The sequence below is a fragment of the Gordonia sp. NPDC057258 genome (assembly GCF_042668985.1).
Taxonomy (GTDB): domain Bacteria; phylum Actinomycetota; class Actinomycetes; order Mycobacteriales; family Mycobacteriaceae; genus Gordonia; species Gordonia hongkongensis.
Window position 1 is genome coordinate 24247 of sequence record NZ_JBHUXZ010000031.1, and the last position, 17264, is coordinate 41510.

The window sequence follows — 17264 nt, forward strand, 5'->3', positions numbered from 1 at the left end:
TCAGGCCGTGTGGTCACGCCGTCGGCGTAGCGAGTGGCCGCCCGGCAGCACAGTTCGCCGGCGATCGACCGTCCCGGCTTCGCCGCCCGCGGCCAGCTCAAGCCACTCGCGCTCAGGAAACCCGGGCCTCGAGTGAGTCCGCGGCAGCCAGGGCGATGGCCTGGTCCTGCTCACCGCTACCGCCGCTGACACCGACGGCGCCGACGTCCACGCCATCGATTCGTAACGGCACGCCGCCAGCAAACGCAGTGACCCGGCCCCCGTTCGTCACCTGGATGCCGTGGAACTGGCCACCCAGTTGAGCGTTCGACGCCAGCTCTGACGTCGGGAGGTCGAAAGCGCGTGCGGTCCAAGCTTTGTCGATCGAGATCTCGATACTCCCGATCCACGCGCCATCCTGGCGTACATGCGTCACCAGATTGCCGCCACCGTCCACCACGGCGATGTTCACGGGCTGGCCGATCCGATCGGCCTCGTCGACAGCCGACGCCACGATGTGCTGCGCTTGCGACAGTGTCAGTTCGGTCATACCTCGCTCCTCGTCAACAGCTGAATCCGATGGGACGAGAATCGCCGCAAGTAAATGCTTTGCAGTGTCCTTCGCAGCGATTCACGGTTGGTGCACCGAACACTATTCAGGCGAACACGAGTGAGACACGGTTGCGCCCATCGTGGCGCGAACGGCACGCGCCCGAGCAAGAGGAACGCCACGGTCATGCCTCACCGAACGATGTAGAAATCCATGTCGACCACCCCGGGTCGCCGCATCCCGCAGCCTAGGAAAACGACTTCAGACAACCACGCCCACCGATCTGCTCCACAGGTGATTCTGGGTGTGGTGCGAAAGTACACGCGCTCGGCCGGCACCGGCTCGTCTCGGAGCAGGGCGGCGGTGACCTCCGCATCCGCCACCCGCACACCGACGTTCGTCACCATCGCGCGCGACCCGTCGTCGAACTCGATAGCGTACTCCGCATGCAGATCGGCGACCCGATCCGTCCGGATCAACTGATCGTCAAATCCCAGTGGGAGAATCCTGCCGGTGAAGTCCCGCCCGGATATCGTGCCGCCCAGAATCGGTATCAGTCGCCGACGCCCGCGTGCCGAGGCCTCCAGCTCGACCGGTGTCCCGACGCGCACGGACAGCCGTGCGAAGTGGTCCAGCCCGGGCGCCCCCATCAGTTCGACCGGTCGCCGAAACCGGGCGGCAGGTCCTCGGGCGCCCGATCGATCACCGACGGGTCGTCGGGCCCCACGTACTCGAACAGGGTGATGTAGGCGAATTCGGGAACCACGTGAATCGGGTACGTGGGGCCGTTGTCCCGGTAGGTGTGCATGAGGTCGACATGCTCGTTCTGGTGGAGGACGGTCTTCGACGGGTCGTCTTCGATCCATCGCGGAAAGAAGATGGTCCCGTGCAGGCACCGTTCCCCCGGAACGACATTCACGACCACCGACGTCCCGGTCGGTTCGGTCCAGGACACCTTGTACACGCCGGGCACGAGCACGACCAGATCGACCGCTTGGTCCGTCACCCATCGCCCGCCGACCATCCCGCTGTGAATGCGATAGTCGATGGTCGATCTATTCTTCACGTACATCTCGTACTGCCAGCCGTTTGCGTAGGTGTACACGAACCGGTGGCCCACGATTCCGGAAAGGTCCTGGTCGGGCGCGGGCTCAGAGATCGATGTCGGACTGTTCATGATGTGATTTTGTCACAAAACAATATTCGGAGGGCCGCTCTGTGAGAGACCGCACTCGTCCAACCGCCGGGCTCGCTGCGCGACTAGCCGACACCATCGGGCCACTGCGGCGCGCCCTCCTCCGGTCGGCACGCGCGGCCGACGACCTGCCCGACATCCCCGACGCGCAGGTCGAGGTCTTGCGAATCCTGATCACCGGACACCGACGGACGGAACGGACACCGAGCGAGATCGCATCGCACCTTCGGCTCGCCCGCCCGACCGTGAGCAACTTCCTCGGCCAGATGGTTCGCGCCGGTCTCGTACAACGAGCAGCGCCCGACACCGACGACAAGCGCCGCGCGCCGGTCGTTCCCACGGAGCGGGCCGTAGAACTCCTGACCCGGTTCGATACTGCCAGCGAAGCGGTGCTCCGCCGAGCGCTGACCGATTTCACGGCATCGGAGCTGTCCTCCCTGGAATCCAGCCTCGACCTGCTCGACAAACTGTCGGATTCCCTGGTCGAACGGCTGGAGTAGATCCGCGAACCGGCAACCGAGGCCGTGACGGCAGAAGATCACCCTGCCGTCACGGCACCGACGCGGGCGAACGGCAGTGCCAACCCCCTGCACAGCACCACCAGCTGTCCGGCAGGAGACACGAGCGCTCACCTGACCAGATCGGCTCGCCCGCTCGGTAGACCATACACCAAGCATCACGGCCGTCTAGTCGAGCGAACGGCGGTACAACGGCCGGTGGGCACCGATGGCCGCGCCGACCCAGCGTCGCAGGTATCGACGCAAGTCACCTCCCAGCCGAGCAGGTCCGCCGGAGTCCAGTAGAAAGCTCTGCAGTGTGCGCAACATGTGTTCGGACAGCTCCCCCAGGCTTCCCTCATCCCACGCCGACAGGTCTGCGTCGAAGGACTCGATGATCTGACGCCCCGAAGCGATGGCCGCATCCGATGTGACCGCCACGATGACCTTGCCCTGGAGCTCTTCGGTGAACAGGACTCGGAACCGCGGGTTCTCGTGCACCCGCTCGATGGTGACCGCGACTGCTTCGACCACAGCCTCCGCGAGGTCCTCGATCCCACCGACCGAAGCGCGGATTTCTTCGGCGAGATCAGCGGTCGCGTGCTCCGCAGTGGCACGCAGTACCTCCTCGGCGCTGGAGAAGTACCGGTAGACAGTTTGCCGGGTGACGCCGAGAGCGGTCGCGAGTTCGCTGATCGAGAGCGTGTCGGCGCCCCCGTCGAGTAGCTCGCCGGCGGCCGCCAGGATTCGAGACACCGCCTCGCCATCGGACCGCGGAGTCTTTCCGCCCCAGCCGTGGGTACGCAGCCTCACTCACCTCACTTCTACGGCGGCACTCTTCCCCGACCCGCTGTCGCAGACTAGCGCGTCCGCGATCCGACCATTAGGCCATACATGAAACGGAATATCTGTATGGTCTAGTGAGTCAGTGCAAGCAGAAGCAACAGCCCCCACGTTCCTTGCTCAGAGGAAGGACGACGTTCATGACTTCGACGGAATCCCGCCAAGCGCCCGCCGACCCGACCAAGATCGGGCACGAGTTGACCAGACGTGCTCTCAAACTGTCGCTCGACGACACCACCGACATGGCCGAGTCGACGTTGCGTGTCCCACTCGACTACTACCGGGACGACAAACTCACCGAACTCGAGCACAATCAGATCCTGCGCCACACTCCGATGGCCATCCTGGCCAGCGCCCAGATCCCCGACGCCCACGACTACGTCGTACGCACGGTGATCGGCGATTCGCTGCTGATCACCCGCGACCGAGATGGTGTCGCACACGTGTTCCTCAACTACTGCAGGCACCGAGGCGCAATGCCCGCCTGCGGATCGGGTAATTCGCGCCGCTTCACCTGCCCCTATCACGCTTGGGTCTACGATTCGCGTGGTCAGCTGAAAGGCGTCCCGGGCAAGGCAGGATTCGACGACATCGACCGCTCACAGTACGGGCTCGTCGAATTGCCGTCGGAGGAACGGCACGGCTTCGTCTGGGCAGTACTCACCGCAGACGCCCCCTTCGACCTCGACGCGCACCTGGGCTCCTTCAACGACGAACTCGCCTTCTGGAATTACGGCGATTACGGCTACCACGACGAGCGGTTCCTGACCTCGGCGGTCAGTTGGAAGGGCGCCCTGGAGGCATTCGCCGAGGGCTATCACTTCCCGTTCGTGCACGGACAGAGCGTCATCGGGATGAACACTCGAGCCAACACCCACGTCTACGACGAGTTCGGCGACCACCACCGCATCGGCTTTCCGTTCAACTGGATCACCGACCTGGAGGGCACCGAGCCATCGGATTCGTGGGACCCGGTTCAGCAGATGGGCCTGATCTACTGGGTCTACCCGAACCTCATCCTGGCAAACAGCCCGGTAGGGGTGGAGGTCATCGAGATCCTTCCCGAGGATTCCGCGACCCGTTGTACCGTGCGCCACAGTTGGATGGCCAAGTACCCGGCCACAACCGACGAACAGCGCGAGCTCTACGACAACATCTTCGCGCAGGTCCACGCCGCGGTCCGCGACGAGGACTTCGCCATGCTCCCCCAGTGCGGTCAGGGCGTTCGACAAGGACAGCACAGTCACATGGTCATCGGCCGGAACGAGATCGGTGTCCAACACATGATCCGGGTCATGGCAGGTCGTCTCGGTATCGCCCTCACGTGAGGGGCGGCGTCTGATGACGAACTCGCGGGCGGTTGTGCCGACACGAACCGTGTCCACGTTTGTCGGCAGTCGGGCCGAGTTGCGCGAGCGGGTACAGAACATTCTCGTCAGGGAGATTCTCGACTTCGTCGACGAAGTCGAGATGTGCCACTCGGTATCGGTACGAGCGGTGTGCGTGTACGACATCCACGCCCAGGACATGCTCGCCCTGTGGCCGGCGATGGCGGCCACGGCAGAACCGAACATCGTGTGGGACCCGGAATCGTGGACCCATCACCGTGACAGCTCCCCGCGCGGCGAGGTTGAAGCCGAGGCGGTCACCGCATACGGCGGCCGACCGGGATCACGGTGGTCACATGTGTTCGCCGACTATCGTGCCGCGATCGTCACAGGCTGTCGGCAGGCGACCACCGTCGTCACCGGCTCCAGCCGGGCAGCGTCGGACTTCGTTGCGGTGAGCTTCGACCCACGAGAAGGCCCGGCCACGTCTTCTCTGACCGACAATCAGTTGGCCAGATCGTTTCCGTCGATCAGTGCGCGCGAGCGCACAGTCACCGAACTGGAGTCGCTGCCGGACCTTCGCCGCCACGAGATGCTGGTGGCACGGCTCGCCGGATCGGAGAAACTCGATCTCGACCAGGCAACCGCGCTCGACCTGCTCGCCAGAGGGGGCCCCGCCGCGATCGACACGCTCGCCGAGCAGGCCCTGGAGCTGACCGGGGACGAGTCGGCGGCATGCTTTGCGGCCCTCGAGCACCTGACAGCGCTGGGTACCGCGCTCACATCCCGCACGGTGGCCGGATTGCGGGACCTGCTCCACGATCCGGCCGCATCGAGGGTTCGGAGAATCGCTGCCGGTCGCTGTCTGGCGACGAGCGGCCGGTTGTCCCTGGTCGTGGCCCGGTTGGAGACGATCGACGAGGATTCGCTCTTGGAGATACTCGCCGCCTCCTATCTCGCTGATCGCAAGAACGGCCCCCTGGACTACGAACCGGTGTCGGCCGCACTCGACGCGTACCCGAACATGGACGCCGATCTGACAGCCCTGCTGTCACCGAACGCGATGTTCGACGTGGACTTCGATGACATCGCGACAGCAACCACAGCACTGACTTCCCGGTGGAGGTTCGTCCGATCCCACGCAGCGATCGTCATGCTCTCGACTCACCTGTGACAGCGCACAGATCTTCGGGTTTCGCCGGATAGGGACCACCCGACTGCCGATCTCGTCACCACGACATCGACGACGTGCCAACGGGATCGGTCAGGGTCGATGCGTCAGCCGCGCGCGTCGAGCCGGCGGGCGACCTTGGACAACGAGATGTTGACCAGGAGATAGATGATGCCGACCATCACGTAGATCGGGATCGCGTACTGACCGCCCAGGTACTCCACGGCCACCCGGCCGCTGCGCAGCAGTTCGGTGTAGCCGATGACGAAGCCGAGTGAGGTCTCCTTCACCACGATCACGACCTGGCTCACGAGGGCCGGCAGCATGATGCGGACAGCCTGGGGAAGTAGGATGATGCGCTGGATCTGCAAGCGGCGCATTCCGATTGCGGCAGCCGCCTCGGCCTGCCCCCCCTGGGCAGTGAGGCGATACCGGCGCGGAAGATCTCGCTCATGACCGCGCTGTTGTATAGCGTGATGCCGATGGTCAATGCCCAGAAGGTGGGCACGATGATGCCGAACCGCGGTGCTCCGAGGAAGATGAAGAAGATCAGCAGCAGCAGCAGCGGCAGTCCGCGGAATATCTCGATCCACACCTGCGCCGCGCCACGCAGAATCCGATTCTCCGAGATCCGCAGGGTCGTCAGGAGCATGCCGAATCCGATGGAGAGAACGATGGAGACAGCAGCACAGATGACGGTGTTCTGCAGCCCCCAGAGCAGCCCGCGCATGAGATCGCGGTCGAGGAGCACCTTCCACAGGTCCGGGCTCAGCTGTCCGTGGCTGTAGACCGCGAAGGACCGATCAGCACCGACATCGCCCGCACCATTGCCGCGAGCCTCTACGACCTTCTCCCGGCCGACGCGCAGGAAGCGACGCTACGCTTCATCATCTTGGGACTTCCAGCGAGCCAGGAAATATGGTCGCAGGTACTGGAACGCATCCACCTGGGGGACGTGCCGGAGGGCCTGCATCGCTGGGCGTGCTGGCTCGTCACCTACTCCCTCGCGGCGACACCGCCCCCAAACGGTGATCCGCTCCCGACCGACGGCGACGCACTGCACGCGTTTCTCCAGGCAGCGAACCCTGGTGACGCACCCAATATCGGGAGCGCCCTTGACGAATGGGCTGGCCGGGACTGCGACAGCTACCAGACGCCTGACGATGTGCTTGAAGGCGTGACGCACCTCGCAGAGGCCGAACGCAAGATCAACAGCATCGCCGAGGCCTACAAGCTGTCCGACTTCGTCACGATCGACCGTGAAGCACTGCTCGACGAAATCACCCGCGACCACACCATCCTCGAAGCGGGCGGCAGGCTGCACGTATTCCTGCAAGCTCCCGACTTCGACGTGGACCGACGACCGGAATCCAAGGATTGACCCAACGATGCACGCCCGTTCACTGTCCGCAAGTACCCAAGCCCTCGCGAACTCGGACGGCCCCCCTACGGCACGAAATCCACAGATAGCGATGTGAATTCCGCGTCACCTGACCACTCGGCACGCGCGCGGAACAGAGTTATCATCCGACTGTGGTGACCAAGGATTACGAATTCTGCTGAGCCACAACGATGTAAAGAGAGGAGGGAAGCACAGATGACAACAAACCCCAGCGGCACCGGGGTGAGTGCATCCCTCGATTACGCACCACCGCGCGCCCGAACGATTCCGGCTCCCGCGGAGCTGGCAACGTCCGAGGATCACGACGTGTCCGCACTCCCCGGCACGCGGGCCGTGCTCTACCTGCGGGTGTCATCGGCCGGCCAGGTCCATACCGACTACGACCCGGAGGGCATTTCGATACCCGCCCAGCGCGCCGCCTGCGTTCGAAAGGCCGATCAGCTCGGTCTGTCGATCGTTGGCGAGTACGTCGAGCCGGGGAAGTCCGCCACCGAGATGACTGAGCGAGTCTCGTTCCAGCAGATGCTGGCCCGCGTCCGCGACCAGCGCGACATCGATTTCATCATCATCTACGAGCTGTCCCGCCTCGCACGCAACCGAATCGACGACGCCGTCGTCATGGCCGACCTGAAGAAACGCGGCGTCACCCTCATCTCAGCGACCGAGAACATCGACGCCAGCCCCGTCGGGCAGCTCATGCACGGACTACTCGCTGCGTTCAACGAGTACCGCTCCGCCAAAGACGGCGCCGACATCGCCTACAAGATGGGCGAGAAGGCGAAGAAGGGCGGAACGCTCGGCCCAGCGCCGATCGGCTACCTGAACACGATCGACCGCCGAGAGGGTCGCGAGATCCGATCGGTCGAGGTCGACCCGGAGCGAGGGCCCCTCGTACAACTCGCCTTCGAGTTGTACGCAGGGGGAAACCTGACTATTCGCGAGATCGTTGACGAACTGACCAACCGGGGCCTGACTACCCGGCCCACTTTGAGCAGACCCGCCGGACCGATCTCGCACACCAAAGTTGCAGCCCTCCTCAAGGATCGGTACTACCTCGGCAGGGTCAAGTACAAGGGCGATGAGTTCCCGGGGCGACACACCCCGCTGATTTCTGAAGAGCTGTTCGAGCGCGTCCAGGCCCTGGTGGAGGAGCGTGGTTACGCCGGCGAGCGGCGCCGAAAGCATGACCACTACCTCAAGGGCACCTTGTTCTGCGGCAAATGTCATTCCCGAGGTGTCCGACGGCGAATCATCATGCAGCGCGCGACCGGGCGACACGGCGGCGAGTACTGGTACTTTTTCTGCCGCGGCGTACAAGACCACACTTGTGATGCTCCGTACAACAACGTCGACCTGGTCGAGGCTGCTATCGAAGAGCACTACAAGACGATCAGGTTCTCGGAAGAATTCATCTCCGCACTGAGGACGACCATGGAGAAGCTACTGGCTGACTCGGCGTCCGCGACTCGTCTCCACCGCAAGCAGCTCGCCGATCAGCTTCGCGCTCTCGATACCAAGGAAGAGAACCTCCTCGATCTCGCCGCAGACGGCGCGCTCGCTACCGTCAAGGTCCAGCGCAAACTCAGAGAGATTGACGAGAAGCGGCAACACCTGAGCGGGGAGCTGGACTCGGTAGAGGACACCCTCAGCCACGGCGCCAAGTACATCGATCTTTGCCTTCGCCTGCTCGCGAACCCGGGACAGCTCTATGCAAGTGCCAGCGATGAGGTCCGACGCAAACTCAACCAGGCGATCTTCAAACACCTGTACCTCAGCGTCGAAGACGTCACCGGCCATGACCTCAGTTCACCGCTCGCCGAACTTGTCGCAGCCGACGCCGGGTACCGCGCGCAAGAGGCGACGGGTGACGTCGAGCAAAGCCGAGACGTCGCCCACGCCTCGTATCTCAAGCACACAGGCCAATCAAAACGCGCCGTCATCTCTGACGGCGCCAAACTCCTGATTGATGACCTTCTTCTCGCTGTCAACGCACGCGCTGATTGCAGTAAGGACCCTATGGTGCGCGAGGGGGGACTTGAACCCCCACGTCCTGAGACACTGGAACCTAAATCCAGCGCGTCTGCCAATTCCGCCACTCGCGCGTGGGCGCGACGCCCCAGGAAGGCGGGGAGTCACGCAGTGTAACGGCGACCACCCTACCGGCCGCGTTCTGATCATCGCAGGCCAGGTACCGTCGTAGGCATGTCCTCCACCCGTCGCCGCGCCCACCGGCCCGCGCTCACGGTGCTCGCCGTCTCCGCCGCCGTGGTGTGCCTGGCGCTTGCGTGGTGGCAGTGGTCGCGGTACGAGTCGGCTTCTGGTTCCGGATTGAACCTCGGTTACGCCCTGCAGTGGCCGGCGTTCGCGGCGGCGGTGATCTACGCCTACCGAAAGTTCGTCATCCTGGAGAGCGATCCCGACGAGGCACGCAGGGTCGGCGCCGGGAAGTCCACGGACCAGATCCCCGAGGGAATCCTCCCCGAACGTCCGACGACTCCCAGTGCGTCGTCGCTGACCTCGTCGGACCCCGCGAACGACGTCGCCCTCGCCGAGTACAACCGCTATCTGGCCGAGCTCCGCGACGCCGACGCCCGTCCGACCGACACGAAACCCACACCCTCATCGAAAGGCCAGCAGTGACCGAGACCGATTCCACCGCCCCCACCCTCGCCGCCCCGGTGGAGAAGGTCCGCGGCGCGTTGTTGCGGTATCGCGTCCTCGCCTGGATCACCGGCGTGTGGTTGCTGCTGCTCGTCGTCGAGCTCGTGCTGACGTACGGCTTCGACAATCACGCACTCGACTTCGTGCCGTTCGTGCACGGCTGGGTCTACTTCGTCTACCTGATCATGGCCATCGACCTGGCGATCAAGGTGCGCTGGAGTGTGGGCAAGACCGTCATCACCGCCATCGCCGGCACGATTCCCTTCCTGTCCTTCTGGTTCGAGCACAAGCGGACCCAGGAAGTGAAGGCGCAGTTCAACCTCTGATATCCCCACGCTGGACGTCCGTTCACCCGGGTCCGGCTCACTGGACTCCGTGCGGATCGTCCAGCTCGCGAACTTCTACGGCGGACGCTCCGGCGGTCTGCGCACCGCGGTGGACCGCTGGGGCGCCGGCTACGTGGAGGCAGGTCACGACGTCGTCCTGATCGTCCCCGGCGCCGACCCCGGCGAGGAGGCACTTCCCTCCGGTGTCACCCGGATCACCGTCGCAGCACCACGCATCCCGGCCTCGGGCGGCTACCGCCTCGCGTCTGCGCGTCGCGTCGCCGACGTCCTCGCCCATCTCCACCCCGACGCCCTCGAGGTCTCTGACCGCCTGACCCTCCGCGGTTTCGGCCGGTGGGCGCGCGCCCGGGACATCCATTCGACGATGGTGTCCCACGAGCGCCTCGACCGCCTACTCGGTCAGATCATGCCCGGCCCGACGGCGCGGGCGCTCGCCGATCGAGCCAACGCGGCCACCGCCCGCGACTACGACACCGTCGTCTGCACCACCGACTTCGCCGCCGCGGAGTTCGATCGCGTCGCGGCGCCCAACGTCGTCCGTGCCCCGCTGGGTGTCGACCTCGACGTCTTCGACCCGCGGCACCTCGATCCCAATCTGGGCGAGCAATGGTCCGACGGCACCGGCGCGCTCATCGCCCACTGCGGACGCCTCTCGGTGGAGAAGCGCGCCGACCGAAGCATTGCGGCACTCAACAGGCTCCACCGTTCCGGGACGCCTGCACATCTGGTGGTCGCGGGCGACGGGCCGATGCGAGGCCCGCTGCAACACCTGGCGCGCGGACTACCGGTGACATTTCTGGGGCACCTCACGGACCGGCGGCAGGTCGCCGCACTCCTCGCGAGCGCCGACCTCTCGCTCTCCCCCGGGCCGCACGAGACGTTCTGCCTCTCCGCGCTGGAATCACTGGCCGCCGGTACACCGGTCATCGGATCGCGCTCGTCGGCCGTCGCGAGCCTCGTCGACGACACGTGCGGCGCTGCTGCCGAGGATTCCGGGTCGGGTTTCGCCAGCGCGATCCGGCAGGTGCTCAGCCTCCCTCGGATCGATCGCGAACGAGCGGCCCGGCACCGGGCCACCCAGTACCGCTGGCCCGATTCGGTCGCGCGGATGCTGGGTGTCCACGCCGGCAGCTGATCACCCTCGCACCTCTCCCGTGCACGGTCGATGAATGTCGACGCGCTCTCGACGGGATCGGACGCGCGCTCGACGGACCGGGCGAGACCGCCTGGACCCTCGCATTCCCTCGGAGATTGAAACTATACCGTCTGGACGGTACAGTTGTAGACGACGTCAGGAGACCCCCGGGTCCGATCAGAAGGAGGACGACATGGGACGCACATCCGGACGCACCGCCGCCGATACGCGACGGTCCATCCTCGACGCCGCGGCCCGTCTCGTCGCGCGCCAGGGTGCCGCGGTATCGGTGTCCGAGATCGCCGCCGCGGCCGGGGTGTCGAAAGGCGGGTTGCTCTATCACTTTCCCGCCAAAGACGGACTGCTCGAAGAACTCGCCGCCGACCTGATGACCAAGTTCCGGGCCGAGGTCGAACGAGTCGCCGGCGAGGAGGCCGAGACACCGGGACGACTCACCAGGGCCTACATCCGGGTGAGTTTCGCCGACGCCCGGGACTCCGCCGGTCTGCGCGACCAGATCGCTTTGGCCGCGAGCCTGATGTACGAACCGGGCCCGGCCGAACTCGCCCAGCAGGACGCCGATCACTGGCGAGCCACGCTGGCCGACGACGGCCTCGACCCGGCGATCACACGACTCATCATCGCGGCCGCCGATGGCTCGAACACCGCCCCGCTCTGGGGAGCGGTCCTCGACGACGGCGACCGGGCCGCACTCGAAGCAGACCTCATCGCACTCACCCACGGCTCGGGTCCGGTCGCCCCCAACCCGACAACCACACTCGACAACACCTACGAAATGAAGGGATCATGACCGACATCACTTATCGCCCATACCGTTCCACCGACGCCGAGGACGTCAAGAAGATCATCGACGAGGCGTTCTTCATCCACCGGTACGTCCGCGGTCGTCGCGTTCTCGACAGCGCACTCGAGGTCTATCTGCGTGAGCAACTGGTGGCGAGCACCTGGAGCCGCGTCGCCGAGAAGGACGGTCACGTGGTCGGGATCATCCTGGGACGTGTCGACGGTGAGCCGCACCTGCCCGAGCGGGCGACGAACAGGGCACTGCTCTGGGCACACACCGCCCGAGCCGCCGTTCTCGGACTACCCCAGCTGAAGTCGCTGCGCGGCTTCTTCGCATACGAATCGGTGGCCCACCGGCTCGGCGCCCGCACCGTCAGGCCGCTCGACGACGAACTGACCCTCTTCGCCGTCGCCTCCACCACCCGGGGACACGGCGTCGGAGCCGCACTCTACCGCGCGTTCCTGGACCATCTCCGGGGACGCGGCCGCTCGGACTTCCATCTGTACACGGACTCGCTGTGCACATTCGGATTCTATGAGCGACAAGGGATGTCGCGTGCCGGCGCCGACGACATGAACATCCTGCTCGACGGCCGGCCCCATACGTTGGGCGTCTACATGTACACCGGCACGGCGAGCTGATCTCGTCCGCGCGTCGACGCGACGGGCGTCAGCCCGCGAGCGCGCGCAGCGCCGGGACCAACTGCGCCAGCGCTTTTCCGCGGTGACTGAGCCCGTCCTTCTCCCCCGGCGACAATTCCGCCGCGGACCGGCCGGCGGCGATCTCGTCCTCGGGGGCGAACAGCGGGTCGTAGCCGAATCCGTGCGGCCCGCGTTCTTCCCGCAAGACGCGTCCACGCCACTCGCCGCGCACCACCGTCTCTGTCCCGTCCGGCAGCACGAGGGCGCACGCCGACACGAACGCCGCGCCACGGCGTTCGTCCGGGGTGTCCGACAACTGGGCCAGCAGGAGCGCGTTGTTGGCCGGGTCGTCGCCGTGCCGGCCCGACCAGCGCGCCGACAGCACGCCCGGCATTCCGTTCAGGGCATCGACCGCGATACCGGAATCATCGGCGAGACAGGGCAACCCGGTCGCTCGAGCACCTGCGTGAGCCTTGATCAGCGCGTTGTCCTCGAAGGTGGCGCCGGTCTCGGGCTCCTCCGGGTAGTCGGGCACCGCGTCGAGGCCGACGATCTCGACCCCGGTGATGCCCGCGGCATCGACGACGCGCTGGAGTTCGGCGAGCTTCTTGGCATTGCGGCTCGCCAGGAGCACCGAGGACATCAGGCCCGTCCGGGGAGTTCGCCCGGGTACGGTTCGGCGAGCACCGCGCGCTGAGCCTCGAACAGCTTCTCCGTACCGACGGCGGCGACGTCGAGCAGCGCATCGAGCGTCGAACGCGGGAAGGTCGCTCCCTCGCCGGTGCCCTGCACCTCGACGAGGGTGCCGGCATCGGTGGCCACGACGTTCATGTCCACCTCGGCCCGCGAATCCTCCTCGTAGGGAAGGTCGAGTCGGACACGGCCGTCGACGACACCGACGCTCACCGCGGCGATCGCGCACGAAAGAGGTTGCGGGTCGGACAGTTTGCCCGCCGCGCGCAGGTAGGTGACCGCATCTGCCAGCGCGACATAGGCGCCGGTGATGGCCGCGGTGCGGGTACCGCCGTCGGCCTGCAGGACGTCGCAGTCGAGGGCGATGGTGTTCTCGCCCAGCGCGCCGAGATCGATACACGCGCGCAGCGAGCGACCGATCAACCGACTGATCTCGTGGGTGCGTCCGCCGACCCGCCCCTTGACCGACTCACGCGACGACCGATCGTGGGTGGCGGCCGGCAGCATCGCGTACTCCGCGGTCAGCCACCCGAGCCCGGAACCACGACGCCAGGGCGGCACGCCGTCGGTGACACTCGCGGTGCACATCACCCGGGTCTTGCCGAACTCCACCAGGACCGAACCCGCCGGGTGGCTGGTGAACCCGCGGGTGAACGTGATGGGACGGAGTTCGTCGTCGGCTCTGCCGTCAGCTCGTGTGGTCACGGGTCTCACTGTAACGACCGGCGCGCGCACGACATCTAGGTGAGGTCGATGACCTGTCCCTGGCTGACGAGCTCGGTCGGGCCGGAGAACGTACTGCGGGCCTCGGCGAGGATCTCCGCGGAATCCGACCACGGCGCGACGTGGGTGATGGCGAGCGCACGGACGTTGGCCTTGGTCGCGGCCTCCCCCGCCTCGATCCCCGACATGTGCAGATCCGGTGGGCGTTCCGACGGTGCGTGTGTCCACGACGCCTCGCACAGGAACAGGTCCGCGTCGGCCGCGAGATCGATGAGTTCGTCGCAGGGCGCCGTGTCCCCGCTGTAGGCGATGACCTGCCCCTCGGGTCCGGTGATCCGCAATCCGAAGGTGTCGGGCGGGTGGTTGACGTTCATCGCCCGGATCCGCATCCCGCCCAGCGTGATCTCCTGATCGTCGCTCCATTCGTGGACGTCGAACGTGTCGGTGATGTCGTCGAGCTGGCCGGGGAACTCCGATGACCCGTAGCCGATCCGCAGCGCGGTGCCGTGCGGCCCGTACAACGGTGCCCGCCGGCTGGCCGGCTCGGGCGCGTACCGCCGCCAGACGAGCATCGCGGGGAGATCGAGACAGTGATCGGCGTGGAGGTGGCTGAGGACGACGGCGACGTTGCTGGGGTCGGCAACGCGCTGCAGCTCACCGAAGACTCCCGGGCCGCAGTCCACCAGTACCGGTTGTTCACCGGGAACGGAGAGCAGATAACCGGAGCACGCGGCGCCCGGCCCGCCCACACTGCCCGAGCACCCGAGGACCGTGAGACGCATAGGCCCCACTGTGCCACGATTCCGCGCCCGGGCGTCGGCATACGGGTCACAACTGCGCGGCGAAGCGCGGTCGGTTCCTCAGACGTGCTGCACGGCTCCGATGACCGGACCGAGGAATCGGTTCGAGAGCTTCGCGAAGAGGTCCGGATCGCCCGTCGCCTGGAAGACGCGGGTCGCGTCGCGGCCCGTGTGCGGATGCAGTAGGTCGGCCTCGGTGAGGACTCGGAAGAGGTCCTTCGCGGTTTCCTCCGCGCTCGACACCAGGGTCACCTCGTCGCCCATCGCGAGCTGGATGACCCCTGAGAGCAACGGATAGTGCGTGCAGCCGAGAACCACGGTGTCCACCCCGGCCTGCTGCAGCGGCTCCAGGTATCCCTGTGCGAGTCCCAGGATCTGCCGGCCGCTGGTGATCCCACGTTCGACGAAGTCGACGAATCGCGGACACGGCACCGCGGTGATCACCGCGTCCCGCGCCGCCGCGAACGAATCCTGGTACGCCCGTGAAGAGATCGTGGCCTCGGTGCCGAGGACGCCGATCCGGCCCGTCTTGGTGGCGACCACCGCACGACGCACCGCGGGCAGCACGACTTCGATGACCGGGATCGGTGCGTACCGCTCGCGAGCATCGCGCAGGCAGGCGGCCGACGCGGTGTTGCAGGCGATGACGATGGCCTTCACGCCGCGCTCGGCGAGATCGTCCCCGATCGCGAGGGCGTGCCGGCGGATCTCCGGGATGGTCAGAGGTCCGTACGGCCCGTTGGCCGTGTCGCCGATGTAGACGATGTCCTCGTCCGGCAGCAGGTCGATGATGGCGCGTGCCACCGTCAGCCCGCCGACGCCCGAATCGAAGATCCCGATGGGTGCGTCCTGGCCGCCCGCCGCGATTATGGCGCCACCCCCGGGTTGGTGGCCGCCGGCTTGCGCCGATCGCGAGCCGCCAGCGCCCACGCCGCGAACACACCGGCGATCGCGCCGAACAGGTGGGCCTGCCAGGAGATCAGCGGATCCGAGGGCAGGACGCCCCAGAGGATCGATCCGTACACCAGGAACAGCACGAGGCCGCCGAGGATCTGCCACAGATCGCGGTTGAACAGACCGCGGACGATGAGGAAGGTGAGCCAGCCGAACACGATGCCCGACGCCCCGACGGTCACCGAGTACGGCGCGGCGAACAGCCAGACGCCGACCCCCGACACCACCCAGATGATGCCGGTGACGATCAGGAACCGCTGCGTCATGAGCACGAGGAAACACAACACCGCGCCGGGCATCAGGTTGGCGAACAGGTGCTGCCAGTCGCCGTGGAGGAACGGCGCCCACACGATGCCGTCCAGTCCGTCGACCTGTCGTGGTTCGATGCCGTTCTGGTCGAGGTCGTAGTGGGTCGCCACGTCGATGGCCTCGATGACGAACAGCACCGCGACGATGCACGCGGTGATGATCGCCGAACGCAGCCACAGCGGACGCGCGCGTCGCGCGGGCTGCTGCCCGACCGGCGGGGTGTACGAGCTCATGGCTGGAAAGTCCTCGGTAGCGGGGTCAGGCCCAGAGCTGGCCTTCGAGTGCCTGCTCCGCGTCGTCGAGACTACCTTCGTACGCCCCGGTCGACAGATACTTCCATCCCGCGTCGGGCACGACGAAGCCGATGTCGGCGCGGGTCCCGGCCTTCAGTGCCCGTCGGCCGATACCGCGCGCGGCCTGCAGGATCGCACCGGTGGAGATCCCCGCGAAGATGCCCTCGAGGTCGATCAGTTCCCGCACCCGCGCGACCGCGTCGACGCCGGTCACCGAGAAGCGGCGGGTCAGCACCGAGTCGTCGTAGAGCTCGGGGATGAAACCCTCGTCGATGTTGCGCAGGCCGTAGACCTCGTCGCCGTACCGGGGTTCGGCGGCGACGATCTCGATATCGGGGTTGCGTTCGCGCAGGAACCGCCCGACGCCCATCAGCGTTCCGGTCGTGCCGAGCCCGGCGACGAAGTGGGTGATCTCGGGCAGGTCGGCGTACAACTCGGGGCCGGTGCCCTCGTAATGCGCCGCGACGTTCGCCGCGTTGCCGTACTGGTAGAGCATCACCCAGTCGGGATTGTCCGCGGCGAGGCCCTTGGCCACCGCGACCGCGGTGTTGGAGCCGCCCGCCGCGGGTGAGGAGATGACCTGCGCGCCGAACATCCGCAACAGCGAGCGCCGTTCCTCCGAGGTGTTCTCGGGCATCACGCAGATCAGTTGATAGCCCTTGAGTTTCGCCGCCATCGCGAGCGAGATGCCGGTGTTGCCGCTCGTGGGTTCGAGGATCGTCGAGCCCGGCCGCAGCAATCCGTCGCGTTCGGCCTGTTCGATCATCCGCAGCGCGGGGCGGTCCTTGATGGATCCGGTCGGGTTCCGGTCCTCGAGCTTGGCCCACAGGCGGACGTGCGGGCCCTCGTCGGAGTCGTCCCAGCGCGGCGAGAGCCGTTGCAGACCGATGAGCGGGGTGTTGCCGACCGAGTCGATCAGGGAGTCGTAGCGGGCCACG

At 66.3% G+C, this 17264-nt stretch carries 22 protein-coding genes, 1 tRNA gene and 1 pseudogene; 10 read left to right on the forward strand and 14 right to left on the reverse strand.

Annotation, left to right across the window (positions count from 1 at the left end):
- Window positions 1-112: 112 nt before the first annotated feature.
- The 3 genes from ACFUEJ_RS18735 to ACFUEJ_RS18745 all read right to left on the reverse strand — a co-directional run bounded on the left by ACFUEJ_RS18735 (window position 113) and on the right by ACFUEJ_RS18745 (window position 1706).
- The gene (locus ACFUEJ_RS18735; RefSeq protein ID WP_388031084.1) at window positions 113-529 is read right to left on the reverse strand and encodes a heme-binding protein; all 417 of its coding nucleotides are present in this window, start codon (window positions 527-529) and stop codon (window positions 113-115) included.
- A 191-nt stretch (window positions 530-720) separates the two neighbouring features.
- Complete coding sequence (locus ACFUEJ_RS18740) at window positions 721-1179, reverse strand: DUF3237 family protein (RefSeq protein WP_388031087.1); 459 nt, start codon at window positions 1177-1179, stop codon at window positions 721-723.
- On the reverse strand, window positions 1179-1706 hold the full coding sequence (locus tag ACFUEJ_RS18745; protein WP_101823256.1) for a phenolic acid decarboxylase: 528 nt from the start codon (window positions 1704-1706) through the stop codon (window positions 1179-1181). Before ACFUEJ_RS18745 ends, ACFUEJ_RS18740 begins: the two co-directional genes overlap by 1 nt.
- Window positions 1707-1747: 41 nt before the next feature.
- Between ACFUEJ_RS18745 and ACFUEJ_RS18750 the strand changes: the two genes are divergently transcribed.
- Entirely contained in the window at window positions 1748-2224 is a 477-nt protein-coding gene (locus ACFUEJ_RS18750; RefSeq protein ID WP_388031089.1) for a MarR family winged helix-turn-helix transcriptional regulator, read from the forward strand.
- 186 nt (window positions 2225-2410) lie between these two features.
- On the opposite strand, the gene ACFUEJ_RS18755 is transcribed toward ACFUEJ_RS18750, so the two are convergent.
- Complete coding sequence (locus ACFUEJ_RS18755; RefSeq protein ID WP_180819541.1) at window positions 2411-2977, reverse strand: TetR/AcrR family transcriptional regulator; 567 nt, start codon at window positions 2975-2977, stop codon at window positions 2411-2413.
- A gap of 227 nt (window positions 2978-3204) precedes the next feature.
- Between ACFUEJ_RS18755 and ACFUEJ_RS18760 the strand changes: the two genes are divergently transcribed.
- Both ACFUEJ_RS18760 and ACFUEJ_RS18765 read left to right on the forward strand, forming a co-directional pair.
- Complete coding sequence (locus tag ACFUEJ_RS18760) at window positions 3205-4392, forward strand: SRPBCC family protein (RefSeq protein WP_388031092.1); 1188 nt, start codon at window positions 3205-3207, stop codon at window positions 4390-4392.
- A gap of 49 nt (window positions 4393-4441) precedes the next feature.
- Window positions 4442-5566: a hypothetical protein gene (locus tag ACFUEJ_RS18765; protein WP_388031095.1), complete on the forward strand. Its 1125-nt coding sequence runs from the start codon at window positions 4442-4444 to the stop codon at window positions 5564-5566.
- A gap of 104 nt (window positions 5567-5670) precedes the next feature.
- Here ACFUEJ_RS18765 and ACFUEJ_RS18770 read toward each other — a convergent pair whose 3' ends face one another.
- Window positions 5671-5943 (reverse strand): ABC transporter permease subunit, encoded by a 273-nt coding sequence (locus ACFUEJ_RS18770; RefSeq protein ID WP_257881399.1) that lies wholly within the window; start codon window positions 5941-5943, stop codon window positions 5671-5673.
- Window positions 5871-6314 carry an ABC transporter permease subunit gene (locus ACFUEJ_RS18775; protein ID WP_257881398.1) on the reverse strand — a complete coding sequence of 148 codons (444 nt, stop codon included), beginning with the start codon at window positions 6312-6314 and terminating at the stop codon, window positions 5871-5873. The genes ACFUEJ_RS18770 and ACFUEJ_RS18775 overlap by 73 nt, the downstream gene beginning before the upstream one ends.
- Window positions 6315-6341: 27 nt before the next feature.
- Here ACFUEJ_RS18775 and ACFUEJ_RS18780 point away from each other — a divergent pair, with 27 nt between their 5' ends.
- On the forward strand, window positions 6342-6944 hold the full coding sequence (locus ACFUEJ_RS18780) for a hypothetical protein (protein WP_388031099.1): 603 nt from the start codon (window positions 6342-6344) through the stop codon (window positions 6942-6944).
- A 216-nt stretch (window positions 6945-7160) separates the two neighbouring features.
- Window positions 7161-8288 (forward strand): annotated as a pseudogene (locus ACFUEJ_RS18785) (recombinase family protein); the annotation flags it as partial.
- A 117-nt stretch (window positions 8289-8405) separates the two neighbouring features.
- Here ACFUEJ_RS18785 and ACFUEJ_RS18790 read toward each other — a convergent pair.
- Window positions 8406-8762 (reverse strand): hypothetical protein, encoded by a 357-nt coding sequence (locus tag ACFUEJ_RS18790; protein WP_388031101.1) that lies wholly within the window; start codon window positions 8760-8762, stop codon window positions 8406-8408.
- Between the two features lie 220 nt (window positions 8763-8982).
- A tRNA-Leu gene (locus ACFUEJ_RS18795) sits at window positions 8983-9067 on the reverse strand.
- A 100-nt stretch (window positions 9068-9167) separates the two neighbouring features.
- Here ACFUEJ_RS18795 and ACFUEJ_RS18800 point away from each other — a divergent pair.
- From ACFUEJ_RS18800 to ACFUEJ_RS18820, 5 genes are all read left to right on the forward strand, one after another.
- The gene (locus ACFUEJ_RS18800; RefSeq protein WP_101822820.1) at window positions 9168-9605 is read left to right on the forward strand and encodes a transcriptional regulator; all 438 of its coding nucleotides are present in this window, start codon (window positions 9168-9170) and stop codon (window positions 9603-9605) included.
- Window positions 9602-9952 carry a DUF3817 domain-containing protein gene (locus ACFUEJ_RS18805; protein WP_388031104.1) on the forward strand — a complete coding sequence of 117 codons (351 nt, stop codon included), beginning with the start codon at window positions 9602-9604 and terminating at the stop codon, window positions 9950-9952. The genes ACFUEJ_RS18800 and ACFUEJ_RS18805 overlap by 4 nt, the downstream gene beginning before the upstream one ends.
- Window positions 9953-10001: 49 nt before the next feature.
- Window positions 10002-11108 carry a glycosyltransferase gene (locus ACFUEJ_RS18810; protein WP_388031106.1) on the forward strand — a complete coding sequence of 369 codons (1107 nt, stop codon included), beginning with the start codon at window positions 10002-10004 and terminating at the stop codon, window positions 11106-11108.
- A 193-nt stretch (window positions 11109-11301) separates the two neighbouring features.
- Complete coding sequence (locus ACFUEJ_RS18815) at window positions 11302-11919, forward strand: TetR/AcrR family transcriptional regulator (protein ID WP_388031108.1); 618 nt, start codon at window positions 11302-11304, stop codon at window positions 11917-11919.
- A complete protein-coding gene (locus ACFUEJ_RS18820; RefSeq protein ID WP_388031110.1) occupies window positions 11916-12554 on the forward strand; it encodes a GNAT family N-acetyltransferase in 639 nt (212 codons plus the stop codon). The genes ACFUEJ_RS18815 and ACFUEJ_RS18820 overlap by 4 nt, the downstream gene beginning before the upstream one ends.
- A gap of 28 nt (window positions 12555-12582) precedes the next feature.
- On the opposite strand, the gene rdgB is transcribed toward ACFUEJ_RS18820, so the two are convergent.
- The 6 genes from rdgB to ACFUEJ_RS18850 all read right to left on the reverse strand — a co-directional run bounded on the left by rdgB (window position 12583) and on the right by ACFUEJ_RS18850 (window position 17263).
- Window positions 12583-13197: an RdgB/HAM1 family non-canonical purine NTP pyrophosphatase gene (gene rdgB, locus ACFUEJ_RS18825; RefSeq protein ID WP_101822815.1), complete on the reverse strand. Its 615-nt coding sequence runs from the start codon at window positions 13195-13197 to the stop codon at window positions 12583-12585.
- On the reverse strand, window positions 13197-13952 hold the full coding sequence (rph, locus tag ACFUEJ_RS18830) for a ribonuclease PH (RefSeq protein ID WP_004019532.1): 756 nt from the start codon (window positions 13950-13952) through the stop codon (window positions 13197-13199). The genes rdgB and rph overlap by 1 nt, the downstream gene beginning before the upstream one ends.
- Before the next feature lie 35 nt (window positions 13953-13987).
- Complete coding sequence (locus ACFUEJ_RS18835) at window positions 13988-14752, reverse strand: cyclic nucleotide-degrading phosphodiesterase (protein ID WP_004019531.1); 765 nt, start codon at window positions 14750-14752, stop codon at window positions 13988-13990.
- A 78-nt stretch (window positions 14753-14830) separates the two neighbouring features.
- Complete coding sequence (gene murI / locus ACFUEJ_RS18840; RefSeq protein WP_180819514.1) at window positions 14831-15637, reverse strand: glutamate racemase; 807 nt, start codon at window positions 15635-15637, stop codon at window positions 14831-14833.
- Window positions 15637-16266 carry a rhomboid family intramembrane serine protease gene (locus ACFUEJ_RS18845; protein WP_388031114.1) on the reverse strand — a complete coding sequence of 210 codons (630 nt, stop codon included), beginning with the start codon at window positions 16264-16266 and terminating at the stop codon, window positions 15637-15639. Before ACFUEJ_RS18845 ends, murI begins: the two co-directional genes overlap by 1 nt.
- Window positions 16267-16291: 25 nt before the next feature.
- Entirely contained in the window at window positions 16292-17263 is a 972-nt protein-coding gene (locus ACFUEJ_RS18850) for a PLP-dependent cysteine synthase family protein (protein WP_065629053.1), read from the reverse strand.
- Window position 17264: the final 1 nt, after the last annotated feature.